Source organism: Phormidium pseudopriestleyi FRX01, from assembly GCF_017313335.1.
In the GTDB taxonomy this organism is placed as follows: Bacteria; Cyanobacteriota; Cyanobacteriia; order Cyanobacteriales; family Laspinemataceae; genus Laspinema; species Laspinema pseudopriestleyi.
In genome coordinates this window covers 1-17,487 of sequence record NZ_JAFLQW010000582.1, presented here as the reverse complement: position 1 = coordinate 17,487, position 17,487 = coordinate 1, and the positions used below count along the sequence as shown (strand labels likewise).

Genomic DNA, 17,487 nt, shown 5'->3' with positions numbered 1-17,487 from the left:
TCATTTTGGAGTTTAGATTGCAGGTTTTTTAAGTGTTCAATGGTCAAAGACATAAGCTTTTATAGGCGGAGTTTATTTAAAACTATTATACCTCAATTCTTTGGTCTTTTGCGTAGGGTTGAGAAACCGGGTTTTTACAAAACATCTCGGTGGAGAATCAAAGATTATCCAAAAACCCGGTTTCTGGTCTGTTGCATAGGGTGAAGAAACCGGGTTTTTGCACGATGTAAAAATCTTGAGGATATCAATGCGGGTACAGGGTGGAACTTACCACCCTGTGAGATAAGGTGAGAATAGTTACGATGTAGTCCGGGCGAGTTGATTAATCGTTGTGGGTTCGTAGAGATATTCAAACCAATTCCCATCCGGGTCCTTGCCGTAAAATGAGGCAGTCCCATCGCGGTGATCGTGGATTTCGCGGACATCGGCCCCTTCTGCTTTGAGGCGATCGTAGGCGGACTGAATTTCGGCCCGATCGCTGAAGACGAAGCCAAAATGGGGTCCCGCGTGTTGGTAACTCGGACTCAGGAGGGCCAATCCATCCTCTCCGGCTTTTAAATAGGCCCAATCAGGGTCCTTCCAGACCACGGTCATGCCTAAGTTGTGGTAAAATTGCACCGCGCGATCGAGGTCCGTGACGCGAATGGCAATATGTCCGATCCGTTTCAGCTTCATCATCCTTTAAGTTTTATAAACTTTCTCTCTATTCTTATTCTAAAGTTCTTGCGAGTTTAAAATGGCTACCGCAAGGATAAAGCCGGAATCCCCCCATGCCCCCCATGCCCCCCATGCCCCCATGCCCCCCATGCCCCCATCAACCAAGGACAAATGACAAATGACAAATGACAAATGACAAATGGCAAATGACAAATGACAAATGACAACTCTAGGTCAGTTTGCCTGTAAATTTGATAGTCTGGCATAAATAGTTTTGGGAACGGATAGAAGCAGTGGACATTCAAATTGGGCGCGGCAAAACAGCTCGCCGGGCATACGGAATAGATGAAATTGCCTTAGTCCCGGGTACGAGAACCCTAGATCCTTCTTTAGCGGATACGCGCTGGACCCTTGGCGGGATTGAGAGAGAAATCCCGATCATCGCCAGTGCGATGGATGGGGTCGTTGATGTCCGCATGGCAGTTTTGCTTTCTCAATTGGGAGCGATGGGTGTCCTAAATTTGGAAGGCATCCAAACCAGGTATGAAGATCCCGAACCGATTATCGATCGCATTACCTCCGTCGGCAAAGAAGAGTTTGTCGGGTTGATGCAGGAACTCTATGCCAAACCGATTCAGCCCGAGTTAATCGAGAAGCGTATTCATCAAATTAAGAGCCAAGGCGGGATCGCCGCAGTCAGTGCGACTCCGGCAGGGGCTGCTAAGTATGGCGCAACGGTTGCCAAAGCGGGGGCCGATTTATTTTTCGTCCAGGGCACCGTGGTTTCCACGGATCACTTATCTCCCGAGTCAGTCACTCCTCTGGACTTGGCTAAGTTTTGTCAGGAAATGCCGATTCCTGTGATTTTGGGAAATTGCGTCACCTACGAGGTGAGCCTGAAGTTAATGAAAGCCGGTGCAGCGGCGATTATGGTGGGGATTGGACCTGGTGCCGCTTGTACTTCTCGCGGGGTTTTGGGCATTGGGGTTCCCCAGGCAACGGCAGTGGCAGATTGTGCTGCGGCACGGGATAATTTTTACCGAGAAACCGGGATCTATGTTTCTATCATCGCCGATGGGGGCTTGGTGACTGGGGGAGATATCTGTAAATGTATTGCCTGTGGTGCTGATGGGGTGATGATTGGCTCTCCCTTCGCTCGGGCGAAAGAAGCTCCCGGACGAGGCTATCACTGGGGGATGGCGACTCCTTCTCCGGTGCTGCCTCGGGGGACGCGGATTCAGGTCGGCAGTACCGGGAGTTTAGAACAAATTCTCCGGGGGCCAGCGGGTCTGGATGATGGGACTCATAACCTCCTCGGGGCGCTGAAAACCAGTATGGGGACGTTAGGGGCCAAGGATATGAAGGAAATGCAACAGGTGGAAGTGGCGATCGCTCCTTCTTTGCTCACGGAAGGAAAAGTCTATCAAAAAGCACAACAACTGGGAATGGGTAAGTAAATTTACTTGCTTGCTGGGGTAGTGTAAAACTTTGCACAAATTTTACACCACCATAGCAATCTGTAGTTTACAATAGAATATAGCGGAGACGCATGTTTCCGTTCACTCCTCACACCACACTCCGCCCGGACTTCTGTTCGGGCGGTTTTTTATTCGGGAAAACTTGTTTAAATGCGAAAATAGACTAAACTAAAGTCTGCATCCAGGCCAATCGTCCTCAACTAAATCGACCCAATACATGAGATTTAGCCCCGTGCTATCCTCTTGCCAGGAAGTCTGACCACAGGCGATCGGTTCTAGGATGGTAAAATTACTCGTTGAGAAACCCTATAGAAAAGGAATCAAGGGCAATGTCAGCAGCCGCACAAGTTACAGACTCTACTTTTAAGCAAGAAGTGCTTGATAGCGAGGTTCCAGTTCTCGTCGATTTTTGGGCACCCTGGTGCGGACCTTGCCGGATGGTAGCCCCTGTTGTCGATGAAATCGCCCAACAGTACGACGGTCAGGTTAAAGTCGTTAAAGTCAATACCGACGAAAACCCGAACGTAGCCAGCCAATACGGAATCAGAAGTATTCCTACTTTAATGATTTTCAAAGGCGGCCAACGAGTGGATATGGTGGTCGGCGCTGTGCCGAAAACAACCTTGGCTAATACCCTAGAAAAATATATAGCAAAGTAATCGACTCACCATCGAGACTCCCTTACTCAACGGATTGTCTGGAGATTTCATAAAGAAATGTTGGTTCTTGAGAATTAAGAATTTAGAATGCTCAACATTAAACCTTTTAATTGTTAGATCCGAATTCTTAGTTCTCTTTGGACCCCACTCAAACTGAACTCCTCCAGATCCACTTTGCGATCGCTGGACTCTGTGGGGTCCAAACTCTCTCCCGCCCTAGGTTGAACTCGGGCGGGTTTATCCTGTCTGCCTCCTCCCACCTGCTTAAAACTTACCGAACACCATCGAGTCCAGGGGTACAGTAACGATTAGAAACCGGGTTTATAGCGGTTCTAAATGATTAGGCGAATGGACCCTCGGCGGCCCCCAACCGTCGGCGGCCCAAAGCGGGAGAGGCCTGTCCTGAGCCCTGAGCCCTGAGCCAGTCGAAGCCTGTCCTGAGCCCTGAGCCAGTCGAAGCCTGTCCTGAGCTTGTCGAAGGGGGTCGAAGGGGGTCGAAGCCTGTCCTGAGCCCTGAGCCCTGAGCCAGTCGAAGGGTCGAAGGGGGTCGAAGGGGGACGGGGGTGAGGTGTCAAACTGCTGCAAGACTGGCTATATCAACAAAAATACTGAGAATGAGGAACAAAGCAAGGGCCAGAAACGGGGTTTCGGGTCCCGGGGACCTAATCCTGTAGCGGGAAAAATCTCTACCCCCATCAGTTTTTCTGCCACTGGGGATCGCTTTTAGATAGAATCAAGGTGCAGCCTTTATGATATTTATGGCGTCCCCTTACTCTTCTGACTCTCTCGATCGCCTCCAGGCCCAGATTAATGAACTCATTGATGAGTTGCCGAACCTCAAGTTTAGAAAATGGATTGAGCGATCGCTCTCCACTCTCGTTCGCCTCACCGGCGAAGACATTGAACGTCTGGACTGGAAAATTCTCAGTGCAGCATTACTCGATATGGAAGCCGCCTTTCAAGCCTTTCATCCCCATCGCCATACCCGGAAAATTACGATTTTTGGGTCAGCGCGAATCCAACCGGAGACCCCTGAATACCAGATTGCTGAAGCCTTTGGCCGTGCAGTAGTCCAGCAGGGATTTATGGTCATGACCGGTGCCGGGGGTGGCATTATGGAAGCAGGCAATAAAGGAGCCACCACAGCCAACTCCTTTGGCTTAAACATTCAACTGCCCTTTGAGCAGGAAGCTAACCCCTATATTGACCCAGGGAATTTAGTCGAATTCAAATACTTCTTTACCCGCAAATTATTTTTCCTCAAGGAAAGTGATGCGATCGCCCTGTTCCCCGGGGGATTTGGCACTCAAGATGAAGCCTTTGAATGCGTCACCTTGGGGCAAACTGGACGGTTTGGTCCCTGTCCCGTGGTCCTAATCGACCGTCCCGGGGGCGACTACTGGAAAGACTGGGATGCCTATATCCGCAAGCACCTGCTGCACCGGGGCTTAATTAGTCCCCATGATTGCAGTCTTTACACGATTACGGATAACGTCGAGGTCGCCTGTGAAGCGGTTCGCAGTTTCTATCAGGTTTATCACTCCAGTCGCTATGTGGGCGATCGCTTTGTGATTCGCCTCAAAACCGAACTCTCCGATGAGGCGATCGCCCAACTCAATGAAGAGTTTAGCGATATCCTCGTCCGAGGCATCATCGAAAAAAGCCGAGGATTACCGGAAGAAACCGGAGATGAAACCTTTGAACTCCCCCGCCTGATTTTCTTCTTTAACCGCCGCGATGCCGGACGAATGTACCAATTGATTGGCCGAATCAACACCCTTGGCGACTCAAATTCTGTAGAATCAGCTCATCCCGAGCGCAAATAAGGCCCAAAGATGAGAAAATAATCCCCAGAGTCGTTTATAAAACTTTACAAGAACATGACTGAAATTCAGTTTTCCCGAGGCCTCAAGGAAGATGTGGTCCCAGACGTGCGCCTAACTCGCTCTAAAGATGGCACCCAGGGGACCGCGACCTTTTACTTCAAAAATCCCGCGATTCTGGACAAGGACAGTACCGATGAGATTACCGGAATGTACTTGCTGGATGAAGAAGGCGAAATCGCTTGCCGGGATGTCAAGGGTAAATTCGTCAACGGACAAGCTGACGGCATCGAAGCGACCCATGTGATGAAATCCCAAGCTGATTGGGAGCGGTTTATGCGCTTTATGGAACGCTACGCCAAGGAAAATGGTTTAGGGTTCAGCAAGGCGTAACCCTTGGACAAGGGTCTCAACTCCGGCGCGATCGCCTTCAAAATGCTATGACAAATATCCCTCATCCCGACTCTCAAACGGTTGCCGTCAATTGCGCCATCGTCACGATTAGCGACACGCGCACCCCAGAAACGGACCGCAGCGGCCAATTGATTCAAGCGTTACTGCTCCAGAACGCTCATGCCGTGGTAGATTATACGATTCTTCCCGATGAACCGGCGCAGATTCAGGGCCATCTCATCGCTCTGGGTCAGCGTCCGGAGTTGGAGGCGGTCATTTTTAATGGAGGAACTGGGATCGCGCCGAGGGATACGACTTATGATGCGATCGCCCTTTTGCTAGAGAAGACTTTACCCGGTTTTGGGGAAATATTTCGCGCCTTAAGCTATCAAGAAATCGGGTCACGGGCGATCGCCTCGCGGGCGATCGCTGGCCTTTATCAATCTAAGTTAATTTTCTCCATTCCCGGTTCAACCGGGGCGGTCAAACTGGCCCTCAATCAGCTCATTTTACCTGAATTAATTCACCTCACTCAACAGGTAAAATCCGAGGGACATTGAGGCGGTCATTATAACCATAATGGGACGGACTGAGGACTTTTGCTGTTCTCAATCAACCCAGGACCGGCGACGACAGCCGCCCCCCATCGGTTCATCCGTCTCGGGAGTTTTGGGGGCGGTGATTGTGGGCTAATCTCCATAATTTTAGTTCCCAAAGCCCATTTCTGCCCGGATCTCATCCCGGGTATCGAGCGCCTTTCTGGGTGAAATCCCCGCATCTTATGTAATTACCGGCATATTTTATACAGAAATTGAGAGCTTATTCTCAGTAGTCTTACGGGAAACCGTATAATTACTTAGGAAAAAAACATCCAAACTTGGGCAAGCTCAAAGTTAATAATATTTAACAGGAAAAAAAATGGTAGCCATCAATGGGACAGATCCCAACAATAGCATAGAACCCTTACCCGCTCAGTCCGAAATTTTACTGGGACCCGATGGCAATGATACGATCCTGGGCAGTCCAGGGGATGACTTGATTCAGGGGAATCCCGGAGTGAACTACATCCTAGGGAATCAGGGCAACGATTTCCTCTCAGCAGGACCCAATGATGATGATACCCTGTTTGGCGGCCTTGGTAATGATACCTTGGTGGGCCAAGCTGGAAATAACGTCCTGTATGGTAATGAAGGAAACGACTTCCTCTATGGGGTGGGCGGGAACAACATCCTGTTCGGAAATCAGGGGAACGACTGGTTAGTCGGGGACCCGGGAAACGATATTATTTATGGTGGACAGGGTGACGATACGGTTTTGGGTGGGGACGGAAATGACGGGATCTATGGCGACAAAGGGAATGATGTCCTGTTTGGCAACGAAGGGAATGACACCCTCTATGCGGTGGAAGGAAATAACCTGTTATTCGGAAATCAGGGCAATGATTTTTTAGTGGGCAATGGAGGCGATGATACCCTCTATGGTGGACAAGATGATGATACGGTTTATGGTGGCGACGGAAATGCTCTCATTTTTGGCGACAAAGGGAATGACATTTTATTTGGGAACGGCGGAAACAATACCATCTCGGGTGGAGAAGGTGACGACCAGATTTTTGCGGATGAGGGAAACAACTGGTTAAATGGAAATGAAGGGAACGATATTCTCTATGGAGGAGAGGAAGATGATACTTTATATGCCAACGAAGGAGATAATTTCCTCGACGGGGGCGGGGGAAATGATATCCTAGTTGCTGGTTTCGGGCGCGATACGTTAATCGGAGGAGAAGGCGGCGATCGCTTCATCCTGGCCCGAGGAAACGGGAGTTTCACCCGCAGCGAAGCTAATCTGATTGTTGATTTTACCGTCGGCGAAGATGAAATTGAACTGCTCGACGAACTCCGGTTTGAGAATTTAAACTTTATACAAGAGGGTGATGCAAATTCCGGCAATACCATCATTCAAGACAAACGAACTGGGGAGTATTTAGCCATATTACAGGGAGTGAGGAAAGCCGAAATAGAAGTGACTCGCAGCGCTTTTATTAAGCCACCTCCGGATCCGGATAGTGAGCCGGTGCTGTTTTTTCCGCCGAGTAATCCCATTCCCCCTGCGCCTCGTCAAGTCTTTGTGGCAAATGAAACCACTCCCCTAGGCGCGATCGCCCTGATTTCGACTGAGGGAAATTCCAGTAATACTGAGTATTCCCTTCTGGATGTCATCGATAGTGAGGGAGAGTCAGTCTCCGACCTATTTGCACTCGATCCTGAAACCGGGGAGATTTTACTCACCGATACCGAAAACCTGAGCGATCGCAATTATTTCGAGATTGAAATTGCAGCTAATGACCCGGAAACGGATACAGAAACTCTGGAAATCTACCAGGTTTATACCTCAATTCAAACCGCCATTGCCGAAACTAACCCGGGAGATACCATTATTGTGAGTAGCGGAACCTACTCGGAACTCCTGGAAATTGATAAAGCCTTGACGATTAAAGGGTTTCATGCCGGTGTAGCCGGAAACGATAGCGATCGCGGGACGAATGAGACAATGATTTCCTCTGAAACAGGGGGAATCAGTATTAGAATTCTCGCCAGTAATGTCACCCTGGATGGCATTGAAACCAATGGAGATATTCTGGCAGTCCAACCCGAGAATGGGAGGGCGATTGAGAATTTGGTCATTGAGAATGTGCGAATTTTTGATGCTCTTGATGGCATCAATTTGGAGGATGCCGCCACAGCAACGGTGGAGAATAATTTGATTCAAGGCAGTGGCGGGATTGTCTTGGGACTGTTTGATTCGGCGATGAGTGCGATCGTTCGCAATAACACCCTTGAATCGGTGGATTTTGGCATCTTGGGGTCTTTATCTGAGTCTGAAGTTGAAGACAATCAGGTGAGATTAGGGGATAATGGAAATTTATCCAATTTACCCGTCGGCTCAGATCGGGATGGGATTGGGATTAAGCTAGTTTCTAATTCCGAGAATGTCACCTTGGCGAATAATGCGATCGAGAATGCACCAGTCGGGATAGTGGTTGAACCGGAAGTGACCAATGCGTTTCTGGAGAACAACAGCTTTAGTAATACCTCTGAGGAAATTCGGGTGATGGCGTCGAATAATCCGGCAGTGGTCGTGGTGGATAATCAACCTCAGATTAATATTATTACGGGTTCTAGCGGTCCCGACAGGTTGCAAGGCACTGATGGAAATGACCTGTTGTTCCCCGGAGATGGGGTGGATACGTTGACGGGTGGAAAAGGTCAAGATATCTTTGTCTATGCCACGGTGAATTCCCCGGGAACTGCCAGCGATCGCATGACGGATTTTACCTTTGGAAGCGATGGAGATGCGATCGCCTTTACGGAGAATCTCTCGGGTGTATCTGGGGGAACCCCAGTCACCCTGTTCAATGCATCCTTGATGGATGGAACGGAGACGGTAATTGAGGATACTCAGGCTAATATTTTAGCCATTACTAGCAGTAATGCTCGGATTGGCTATGCAACGGATACGGGAAAACTGTATATCGATGATGATGGAGATTTTACCTCCGGTGCGATCGCCCGTGTCGATCTAGGAATCGGCAATTTAACCGCAGATAATATCATGTTTTTGGATTGATGCCTTGAAGCAAAAAAAGAGGGACGCATCAGATTTGCGTCCCTCTTTTACTGATTAGAAACCGGGTTTCTTGTCCTTTGTTGCTCGTCTTTTTAGGTTAAAAAATGCCAGAAAAAGAGAGTTTACTGAATTGCTAAGGGTTCAGGTTGGACTTGTGCCAGCAACGAAGCAACCGCACGAGCATAGCAGGGGTCATCGGAGGTTCCCCGGAGTTGGGGATTGGCTGCTAGACGGCGTTTGTCCTCATTGCTCAAGTCGATCGCGATATCTGGGGTGATGCCAAGATGGGAGATATCGGTACCATTGGGGGTGTAGTAATGGGCGATCGTCACCGTTAACCCCGATCCATCAGAGAGAGAATGAACCGACTGCACCAATGCCTTGCCAAAGGTGGAAGTGCCAATAATCGTAGCGCGGCGGTTATCTTTGAGTGCACCGGATAAGATTTCGCTGGCACTAGCGGAGTTTTTATCCACTAAAACCGCCAGAGGTTGCTTGGCGATCGCCGAACGATTGGCGCGGAAATCTTGACTGCCGCCATTGCGATCGACCGTGCGAACGATTTCCCCACTATCTAACCACATCCGAGCGATATCAATACTCGCGTACAATAAACCGCCCGGATTGCCGCGCAAATCCAAAACAAACGCATCCACACCGCGATCGCTCAGTTCCGCGATCGCATCGCGCATTTGTTCAGCCGCATGGGAACTAAACTCAGATAACTGGATATAACCGACATTGGTTCCACCTTCAGCGCGGATATTATAGCGAACCGCTTGTAGTTCGATCCGCGCGCGTTCTAAGATGACATCAAATTCCCCTTGAGTTGAGCGATAGACCCGCAAACTCACTTCCGTCCCTTCTTTTCCCCGAATCAATTGGGCCGCCTCTTCGACTTTCATCCCTTGGGTGGGGCGATCGTCAATCTGCAAAATTTGGTCCCCCGATTGCAGTCCCGCTTTCTTCGCCGGGGAATTTTCCATCGGTTCAACCACCGTGATTTTTTGGGTATCTGCATTCAGTTCTAAACGCATCCCCACCCCAGACATTTCCCCCGAGGTTTGAGTGGTCAAATCCTCAAACTGTTCTGGGTCTAAAAATCGTGTGTAGGGGTCGTTTAATTTGGCTAAAGCAACTCGTACTGCGGCGTAAGCTTGTTCCGGTGATGAATATTCCTGACTTAACAACTCCGTGCGCGTTGCTTCCCAATTCACCTGATTAAATGAGCCATCCACATAATCCCGATTCACGATTTGCCAGACTTCATCCACAATCGCCTTGGGACTATTTTGAAGCTGTGCTCGCACCGACCGGGAGCCAAGGGGTGTTAACAGGGTTAGGGCAGCAGTGGTGGCAAATGCCCCACCAAATAGGGCAATTTGCAGCAAAGAGTTCCGTTTTGAGTATTGATTCATGTAAATTGCGGGATTAGGGGTTTAACGAATAGAGACAATTTGTTACAGAATTTTATGCGCAGAACCAACGGGTTTAAAATTGATTCTTTAGACGCTCAAATTTTTGAATTTAGGGACTGATAATCGAGCCGGTTTAGTCATCGTTAATCTTCCAAATCAGGGGGTATGGTTCCAAAAAAGAGGGCTTTGTTAGCCCCAGCCTTAACCCAAAACGGGTCTAGTTTGGGTCAATTCAGCCCTAGCTCGAATTCCTCAACCGTGCCCGGGATTAGACAAGGGCTACTGCTCTCTATAGCAGCCGTGCCAACAATTTCAATGACTTGCAACATCTGCTCCCGTTTATCTTGGAGAGGTTGGTGGCCCTTTAACCCGTCAAGTTATAAAATGGGGTGACAATGGAGTAACCGGACTTGCTCCCCTGACTAGCAGTGACTTCACGAAAACGGAAACGGTTTCCGGATGACTGGACTAGGGAGCGTCCCTGAAATCGCCGAATGGATGTTGACACACGGATGATTTAATTGAGGTTGTTTCTAGTGTAGCTAAAATATTTGTCAAGCGGAGTATGTTCGGATGCAATATTTTTTAAGTTAATCTGTAGATGTTGTAAATTCTGTAACTCGGGGATCCGGGTTGAACTCTTTGGGGCAGATACCCTAGGAGACAGAGCAAACTTAGGTTGAGAGTCCGAAGGAGACTAAGCAAGACCTAGGGACTTGAACCACTGGCCGGGGTTACCGCCAAGTCATAAGAATTAACATCAGGAGAAGGGTGTAGTGGAATCTAAAGTACAAACTGCTACCTTGCGACGGTGGGGAGAATGGAGGACGGTGGCGATCGCCATTGTCGCCCTCGCTGGAGCCATAATCATACAGCAGACCGGCCTAGGAAGCCCCCGCCTAGCCCAACTCGACCCCAGACAAGCTCAACAACAAGAAGCCCTACAACTCCAAATACTGAAGCGATCGCCCACCCTCGGTTTCAATAACATGATCGCCAACTATGCCTTCCTCAAATGGGCGCAATATTTTGGAGATGAGGAGATCCGAGACCAAATCGGCTATGCCTTAAATAACGAATACTTCGACCTCATTACCCGTCTCGATCCCCGCTTCGCCGAAATGTATCCGTTTATCTCCACCGCCGTTTCCTTCGCCCAAGGGGAACCCGAACTTGGCATCCAATACATGGAACGGGGTCTAGCTGCCTTGTCCCCGGAAATCAATCCAAAAGCCTTTCTGGTATGGCGCTTCAAAGGACTGGATCAACTGCTGTTACTTGGGGATATTCCCGGCAGTATTGAATCCCACGAAATGGCAGCGCAATGGGCTTTAGGGACAGAGTACGAAGGCTATGCAGACCTCTATCAAAGTGCAGCGGACTTCCTAAGAACCGAACCCGATAGCACTCGGATTCGCCTGTGGTCCTGGAATGAGGTTTATCAAAATAGTATGAATGAATCGGTTAAACAACGCGCCGAACAAGAAATGCTCAACCTGGGGGCCTCCAAACAAATCATCGAGGACGGTCAAGTGATTTTTGTGCTACCGGAGACTCCCTAGGCGATCGCCATGAAGCAAAAATCCCGTTCCCAACCCAATCCTCCTCCGTTAGGAAATCGAGGCAGAAGGAAAACAAAGAAAATTGTCACGGGAGTTATTTTTATTTGTTTCCTCATCCTCGGCATCCTCGGCGGATTGGCGACTGCCCAGATTACCCGGTTACAGTCGGCTGCCTCCGGTCCGGTTGATGCTATTTTAGTCCTGGGTGGTAGCATCAAACGAGAAATGTACGTCACCCAATTTGCCAGACAGCATCCAGAAATTCCCATTGTGATTTCCCAAGGTTCTGCCGCCCCTTGTGTGCAGTTAATTTTTGAGCGCGATCGCGCTCCTGTTCAGAATGTCTGGCTAGAACAATGCGCCTATTCCACCTTTACCAACTTTACCTTTAGTGGTGAACTCTTAAAACAGTGGGATGTCAAGAAAGTCAAAGTCATCACCTCGCAAACCCATCTCCCTCGCGCTAAGTGGTTAGCACAGATTTTGTTAGGTGCAAAAAACATTGCGGTAGAAATAGAAACCGTACCTGAAGAAGGCATCCCTGGCAATAAAGAGTTTTGGCTAAAAACCGTTTTAGATGTCACCCGCAGTTTAATTTGGACCCTCATTGAGCCATTCTATTCCCCCGACTGTCAGCAAGTGCAACGCCTGAGTGAAATTGATCTCACCCAATGGCAACCCGAGGATTATCAATGTGAGCATCAAGGTCAGTTGGATTGATAGAGGGGAGGATAGGTCAGTTTGTAGTAACGACTTCAGTCGTTTCTTAAAAAGTCAGTTTGTAGTAACGACTTCAGTCGTTTTCACCCCATCACTCCCATTCACCTTAACTTAGCCCGATCGCCTGGAGGGTAGAGAGGGGAACTTGATAAAAATAATTGCGCCGAAACTGTTCCTCCTCAACTGCCGCAAAAAAGCGATCGCTAACGCCGAGAGGATGGGTCAATGGTCCCGAGATAACCTGCAAACTATCTCCCATTGTCTTGACTTGAAAACCTCCGGCGATTAAGGCTTGGATGCCGATTTCTAAGGTGCGATCGCTCATGGATAGCTTAGAACATAATTGTTCCCGAGTTGCTCTTTGTCCGGTTCGGCTGAGATATTTAGCCACCCCCACCAACTGGTGCCAAACTTGCAGGGGGGAAACAGGTTTTGGCGGGGGATAGGCGATCGCCAGAGTCTTTTGAGTCTGGTTTGCCAACTCTAACCACTGATGCAACTCCTCCCAACTACTAGGACAGGTTTCTAACACAATGGAGGCAGTGCGATCGACATTCAACCCCTCGCAACCGTCTAATTCTTCCCTCTCTTCTTCTCCCTTTTGGATGAGGTTGCCGCGAAAATCTAGAATAGGTAACCCCCCTTCCGGTGAGGTGATCACGGTACCCGCTTCTCGGGGACGGACTGCAATCAAGCGCACTTCATAGCGGTTTTGATAACTGTTGTAATCCAGTTCAACCACGGCATCACAAGGAACAGCCGGTAACTCCTCTTGGTAATGTCCCCACCACAGGCCGGGAAACCCAGTTTCACTAGATTCATCCCAAATCTGAAACTCGGTTTTAATATATTCTATTTTCCGCCCTTTGTTATCCTTAATTTTGCGGTTACTTGGATTTTTAAACCGGCAATTTTCAATCAAAAGTAAGGGAACAGAATTACCCATTCCGCAAGGTTCTAATACTTTTATTTCTTTAAACAAATTCTGACCTAATTCGGCTACAGTACAGCGTAAATCGGCTTGAACAACGGGCATTCCCAAGCCTCCAACTGCTCCCATTTTTTCCTTCAATAAGCGGTTAATCGCTTCCGTAAATAGAGGAATATTTTGGACGGGTAAACTTAACCCAGCGGCAAAGGGATGACCGCCGAAACGGTGCAATAAATGCTCTTGTTCTTTGACCAATTCATACAAGTCAATATTTTTGACCGAACGCGCTGACCCCCGGGCAAGGGTTAAGGATGTGGCCGAGGCTGAATCGCTGAAAAGCGGAATTTTCTCCGGGTTTTTTACCGCAGAATTGCCAGAATCGGTACTTAACAAAATGGTGGGACGGGCGTACTCTTGGGCGACTTTCCCGGCGACTAAACCGAGGACTCCAGCAGGCCATTGGGGGTCTTGTAAAACGATTACTCCGGTGGTAGATAGGTCGAGGCGATCGAGTTTTTGTTGGACCTGTTTATCCACATCTTTTTGGATAGATTGACGTCGAGAGTTGGCGATTTCGGTGTCCTGGGCGAGTTTTTGGGCACGACGCAGATCGCGGGTGGTGAGTAATTCCACACAGAAAGAAGCATCTCCATGAATGCGACTGACGGCGTTAATGCGCGGACCAATGCCAAAGGAGATATCCGTGGGGCGATCGCCACTGCGTTTGCATAAATCCAACAAGGCCCCGACTCCGGGTCGGCGTCGTTCCTGGGGGGATTTCTGCCACTCCTGATGCAGGCGTTGGAGTCCCATTTGGGCTAAATATCGGCAATCTCCACTGAGTTGTACCAAGTCGGCAATTAATCCAATGGCGACTAAATCCAATAATGCCTCTAACGGTTCTTGCGGAATTTCCGGAAGTGTGCTATACAGGGCTTCTATAACCTTGTAAGCCACTGCGACTCCCGAAAGATGGGCCAGGGGATGGTTTGCCGGGAGAGAACGAGGATTCACGATCGCCGCAACTCCCGGACGACTGGGGGGTAAGGTATGGTGATCCGTGACGATGATATCGATGCCCAACTGATGAGCATACTCGATTTCGTCCAGATTGGTACTCCCCGTATCGCAGGTGACGATTAAACTCGTTCCAGATGCAGCTAAATCGTCAATTCCCGACCGATTCAGACCGTGAGATTGGGTTAAGCGGTTGGGAATGACGTAGGTGAGTTGGCTGTTGGGGGTGAAAAATTGGCCGAGTCCGTCCCATAAGACACTGGTGGCGGTGATGCCATCGGCATCAAAGTCTCCCCAGATGGTCACCTTTTCCCCCTGTTTACGGGCCAGTTGGAGGCGATCGACACAAGCGGACATTTCCTCGCCAAAGTCAAATGGACTGGCGGGTTGATAGTCTTGCGGATTTAAAAACCGGGTCAGTTCCTCTCGATCTTGGATTCCCCGTTGCCAGAGTAATGCTGCCGCATATTGGCCGGATAAACCCGGGGAGTTTGAGTTGAGATGCTGTCGAACTTGTTCGAGGAACCACTCCGGAGGGATTACGGGTTGTTGCAGATGCCAGGTGACGGTTTGCTCGTTCATATCCTCCCCTTGGACTGGTTTTGATTCATTATCCCACGGGTCTCTTGAATTTGGGTTAGCGATCGCCGGTTACCTCAAAATCTATCTTCAGAAACATTGACGAATTGCCAATTTTCCACATCTCTCCCGAACCGGAATGCAATGGCATGGCACTGAGTGCAAACACAGCAATCTTTCCTGAGAATATGTTACATTAAACGGAACTCTAGCTGACGCCAAGAATCCCAGGGGAGTAAAGTTTTTAAATAGCTTTTATTCTGTAAACCCATTCGAGTTTTTAAAACTCGGGTGTTTAAACCTGTTAGATTTTCTAAATACTCACATTTTTTTTGTGAGTATTTAGAAAATAAAGGCTCCCTCAAGCTCATTTTTGGAATCAATTCACCCTAATTTTGGGGAATTAATTTAAACTCTACCACATTCAGAGATAATTTTATGCAAGCATCGAACCAAACCAGCGAATTAACTTCCCAAGAATGGCATAGCTTATCGGAGCAAGAAATTGCCAATTTGCTCGAATCTAGTGAGGAGTCTGGACTCAATTCCGACCTCGTAAACGAACGACTGAAAGAATTTGGACCTAATGAACTAACTGGCAAAAAAGCCCAACCTTTATGGTTAAAATTTCTCCTCCAATTTAATCAGCCATTAATCTTGATTTTACTGGTGGCCGGTGCAGTGGAAGCCTTCCTAGAAGAATGGACGAATGCCTGGGTGATTTGGGGGGTAACGATTATTAATGCGATTATTGGGTTCCTACAGGAATGGAAAGCGGAAGGTGCGATCGCCGCCCTGTCCAAAGCAGTCACCACGGAAGCCACTTTAATTCGAGATGGCAACAAACAGCGCATTTCTTCCACAGAATTAGTCCCGGGAGATTTAGTATTACTCAATTCCGGGGACAAAGTACCGGCTGATTTGCGGTTGATTCAAGTTCGGAACTTGCAAATTGATGAATCGGGACTCACTGGGGAGTCGGTTCCGGTGGAAAAAAACAGCGCGGTAGTCGATACAGAAACCGCCCTTGCTGAACGCATTAATATGGCTTATGCTGGAGGACTGGTTACCTTTGGTCAAGCCCGAGGTTTTGTGATTGCCACGGGAAATAATACCGAAACCGGAAAAATTTCTCAACTGATTGACCAACGGACCAATTTAACAACACCTTTAACCCGTAAGTTTAACAAATTTAGTAAAGTTTGGATGATTTTGGTCCTGGGATTGGGAGCATTAACTGTGGCGGTGGCGTTCCATAATTATTACCAGGCATCCGGGGAAGTGCAAGAGTCGATCGCCCGTGCATTAGAAGCGGCGATCGCCTTGATTGTGAGTGCGATTCCCGAAGGATTACCGGCAGTGGTAACCGTCACCTTAGCGGTTGGGGTAAACCGGATGGCGCGACGTCATGCGATCGTGCGTAAGTTACCGGCAGTGGAAACCCTCGGAGGTGCAACAGTCATTTGTTCCGATAAAACCGGCACCTTGACTGAAAATCAGATGACGGTTCAGGAAATTCATGCCGGGGGTCAGAAGTATTACGTTACGGGTCAAGGATATGCACCAGAAGGGGAAATTTCCATCAATGATTCCCCAGTGGACTTCCAACAAAACCCAATTTTGTTAGAATGTCTGCGGGCCGGACTGCTGTGTAATGATTCCCATATTGAAGAAAAAGAGGGGAATCTGGTTGTGGTGGGGGACCCGACGGAAGGTGCATTAATTGTCGCCGCCAATAAAGCCGGATTAACTCAAGATGCGATCGCCGAAGAACTGCCAAAACTGGATGTGATTCCCTTTGAATCCGAGTTTCAGTATATGGCAACCTTACATGATACCCCCGATGGACCGACGATTTATGTCAAAGGTTCGGTAGAATCCCTCCTCAAGCGTTGTACCCAAATTTTTGACAGTCAAGGTGAGGTGATTCCCTTAGATGCCGACGCCTTGCATGAAGAAGTGGAAATCATGGCAGAACAAGGATTACGAGTCTTAGCCTTTGGTAAAAAATCTGTCAGTTCGGGACGGAAGAACATCGATCGCCCAGATATCGACGAGGGGTTAATTTTTATGGGATTACAGGGGATGATCGACCCCCCGAGACCTGAAGCGATCGCCGCCGTCGCCGCTTGTCAAAACGCCGGAATTCAGGTGAAAATGATTACCGGAGACCATGCCACCACCGCCGCTGTGATCGCCAAACGCATGGGAATGGAGAAAAACGGTCGCGTCCAAGCCTTTACCGGCACTCAAATCGGCGAAATGGATGACCAAACCCTCGCCAATAACCTAGAGGATAGCGTCGTCTTTGCCCGAGTGGCACCGGAACAAAAACTCCGCCTCGTAGAAGCATTACAAGCCCGAGGTGAGATTGTCGCCATGACGGGAGATGGGGTGAACGATGCACCGGCCCTCAAACAAGCCGATGTGGGGATTGCAATGGGAGGTTCCGGGACCGAAGTTGCTAAAGAATCTGCGGATATCATTCTCACCGATGATAACTTTGCCTCCATCGAAGCGGCAGTGGAAGAAGGACGCACAGTATATAGTAACCTGGTCAAAGCGATTTCCTTTATTTTACCCGTCAATTTAGGGGAATCTATGACGGTGTTATTGAGTGTGT

General features: G+C 48.8%; 12 protein-coding genes. 9 read left to right on the top strand and 3 right to left on the bottom strand.

Features of this window, described 5'->3' with window-relative positions; translation table 11 throughout:
* Nucleotides 1–297: 297 nt before the first annotated feature.
* On the bottom strand, nucleotides 298–675 hold the full coding sequence (locus J0895_RS22270; RefSeq protein ID WP_207090184.1) for a VOC family protein: 378 nt from the start codon (nucleotides 673–675) through the stop codon (nucleotides 298–300).
* 275 nt (nucleotides 676–950) lie between these two features.
* Here J0895_RS22270 and J0895_RS22265 point away from each other — a divergent pair, with 275 nt between their 5' ends.
* From J0895_RS22265 to J0895_RS22240, 6 genes are all read left to right on the top strand, one after another.
* Nucleotides 951–2,114, top strand: a complete 1,164-nt coding sequence (locus J0895_RS22265) for a GuaB3 family IMP dehydrogenase-related protein (RefSeq protein ID WP_207090182.1) — start codon at nucleotides 951–953, stop codon at nucleotides 2,112–2,114.
* A 317-nt stretch (nucleotides 2,115–2,431) separates the two neighbouring features.
* Nucleotides 2,432–2,794 (top strand): thioredoxin, encoded by a 363-nt coding sequence (gene trxA, locus J0895_RS22260; RefSeq protein WP_263011614.1) that lies wholly within the window; start codon nucleotides 2,432–2,434, stop codon nucleotides 2,792–2,794.
* 758 nt (nucleotides 2,795–3,552) lie between these two features.
* Complete coding sequence (locus J0895_RS22255; RefSeq protein WP_207090181.1) at nucleotides 3,553–4,620, top strand: LOG family protein; 1,068 nt, start codon at nucleotides 3,553–3,555, stop codon at nucleotides 4,618–4,620.
* A 54-nt stretch (nucleotides 4,621–4,674) separates the two neighbouring features.
* Nucleotides 4,675–5,010, top strand: a complete 336-nt coding sequence (gene psb28 / locus J0895_RS22250; protein ID WP_207090180.1) for a photosystem II reaction center protein Psb28 — start codon at nucleotides 4,675–4,677, stop codon at nucleotides 5,008–5,010.
* Nucleotides 5,011–5,057: 47 nt separating this feature from the next.
* Nucleotides 5,058–5,570 carry a MogA/MoaB family molybdenum cofactor biosynthesis protein gene (locus tag J0895_RS22245; RefSeq protein ID WP_207090183.1) on the top strand — a complete coding sequence of 171 codons (513 nt, stop codon included), beginning with the start codon at nucleotides 5,058–5,060 and terminating at the stop codon, nucleotides 5,568–5,570.
* A gap of 358 nt (nucleotides 5,571–5,928) precedes the next feature.
* Nucleotides 5,929–8,637 carry a NosD domain-containing protein gene (locus J0895_RS22240; protein WP_207090179.1) on the top strand — a complete coding sequence of 903 codons (2,709 nt, stop codon included), beginning with the start codon at nucleotides 5,929–5,931 and terminating at the stop codon, nucleotides 8,635–8,637.
* A 122-nt stretch (nucleotides 8,638–8,759) separates the two neighbouring features.
* Here the strand turns inward: J0895_RS22240 and ctpB are convergent, their stop codons facing one another.
* Nucleotides 8,760–10,055 carry a carboxyl-terminal processing protease CtpB gene (gene ctpB / locus J0895_RS22235; RefSeq protein ID WP_207090178.1) on the bottom strand — a complete coding sequence of 432 codons (1,296 nt, stop codon included), beginning with the start codon at nucleotides 10,053–10,055 and terminating at the stop codon, nucleotides 8,760–8,762.
* A 776-nt stretch (nucleotides 10,056–10,831) separates the two neighbouring features.
* Here ctpB and J0895_RS22230 point away from each other — a divergent pair.
* The gene (locus tag J0895_RS22230) at nucleotides 10,832–11,617 is read left to right on the top strand and encodes a hypothetical protein (protein WP_207090177.1); all 786 of its coding nucleotides are present in this window, start codon (nucleotides 10,832–10,834) and stop codon (nucleotides 11,615–11,617) included.
* Between the two features lie 9 nt (nucleotides 11,618–11,626).
* Nucleotides 11,627–12,337 carry a YdcF family protein gene (locus J0895_RS22225; RefSeq protein WP_207090176.1) on the top strand — a complete coding sequence of 237 codons (711 nt, stop codon included), beginning with the start codon at nucleotides 11,627–11,629 and terminating at the stop codon, nucleotides 12,335–12,337.
* 106 nt (nucleotides 12,338–12,443) lie between these two features.
* Here J0895_RS22225 and J0895_RS22220 read toward each other — a convergent pair whose 3' ends face one another.
* Nucleotides 12,444–14,867, bottom strand: coding sequence for a single-stranded-DNA-specific exonuclease RecJ (locus J0895_RS22220; protein WP_207090175.1), 2,424 nt, complete (start codon nucleotides 14,865–14,867; stop codon nucleotides 12,444–12,446).
* A gap of 435 nt (nucleotides 14,868–15,302) precedes the next feature.
* On the opposite strand from J0895_RS22220, the gene J0895_RS22215 reads away from it, so the two are divergent.
* On the top strand, nucleotides 15,303–17,487 hold a 2,185-nt coding region (locus tag J0895_RS22215), incomplete at its 3' end, for a cation-translocating P-type ATPase (protein WP_207090174.1).

Bases quoted from the DNA above. Each gene is read 5' to 3' on its own strand.
- ctpB (WP_207090178.1), bottom strand. From the start codon at position 10,055: ATGAATCAATACTCAAAACGGAACTCTTTGCTGCAAATTGCCCTATTT.
- J0895_RS22240 (WP_207090179.1), top strand. From the start codon at position 5,929: ATGGTAGCCATCAATGGGACAGATCCCAACAATAGCATAGAACCCTTA.
- J0895_RS22270 (WP_207090184.1), bottom strand. From the start codon at position 675: ATGAAGCTGAAACGGATCGGACATATTGCCATTCGCGTCACGGACCTC.
- J0895_RS22220 (WP_207090175.1), bottom strand. From the start codon at position 14,867: ATGAACGAGCAAACCGTCACCTGGCATCTGCAACAACCCGTAATCCCT.
- J0895_RS22255 (WP_207090181.1), top strand. From the start codon at position 3,553: ATGGCGTCCCCTTACTCTTCTGACTCTCTCGATCGCCTCCAGGCCCAG.
- J0895_RS22245 (WP_207090183.1), top strand. From the start codon at position 5,058: ATGACAAATATCCCTCATCCCGACTCTCAAACGGTTGCCGTCAATTGC.
- psb28 (WP_207090180.1), top strand. From the start codon at position 4,675: ATGACTGAAATTCAGTTTTCCCGAGGCCTCAAGGAAGATGTGGTCCCA.
- J0895_RS22225 (WP_207090176.1), top strand. From the start codon at position 11,627: ATGAAGCAAAAATCCCGTTCCCAACCCAATCCTCCTCCGTTAGGAAAT.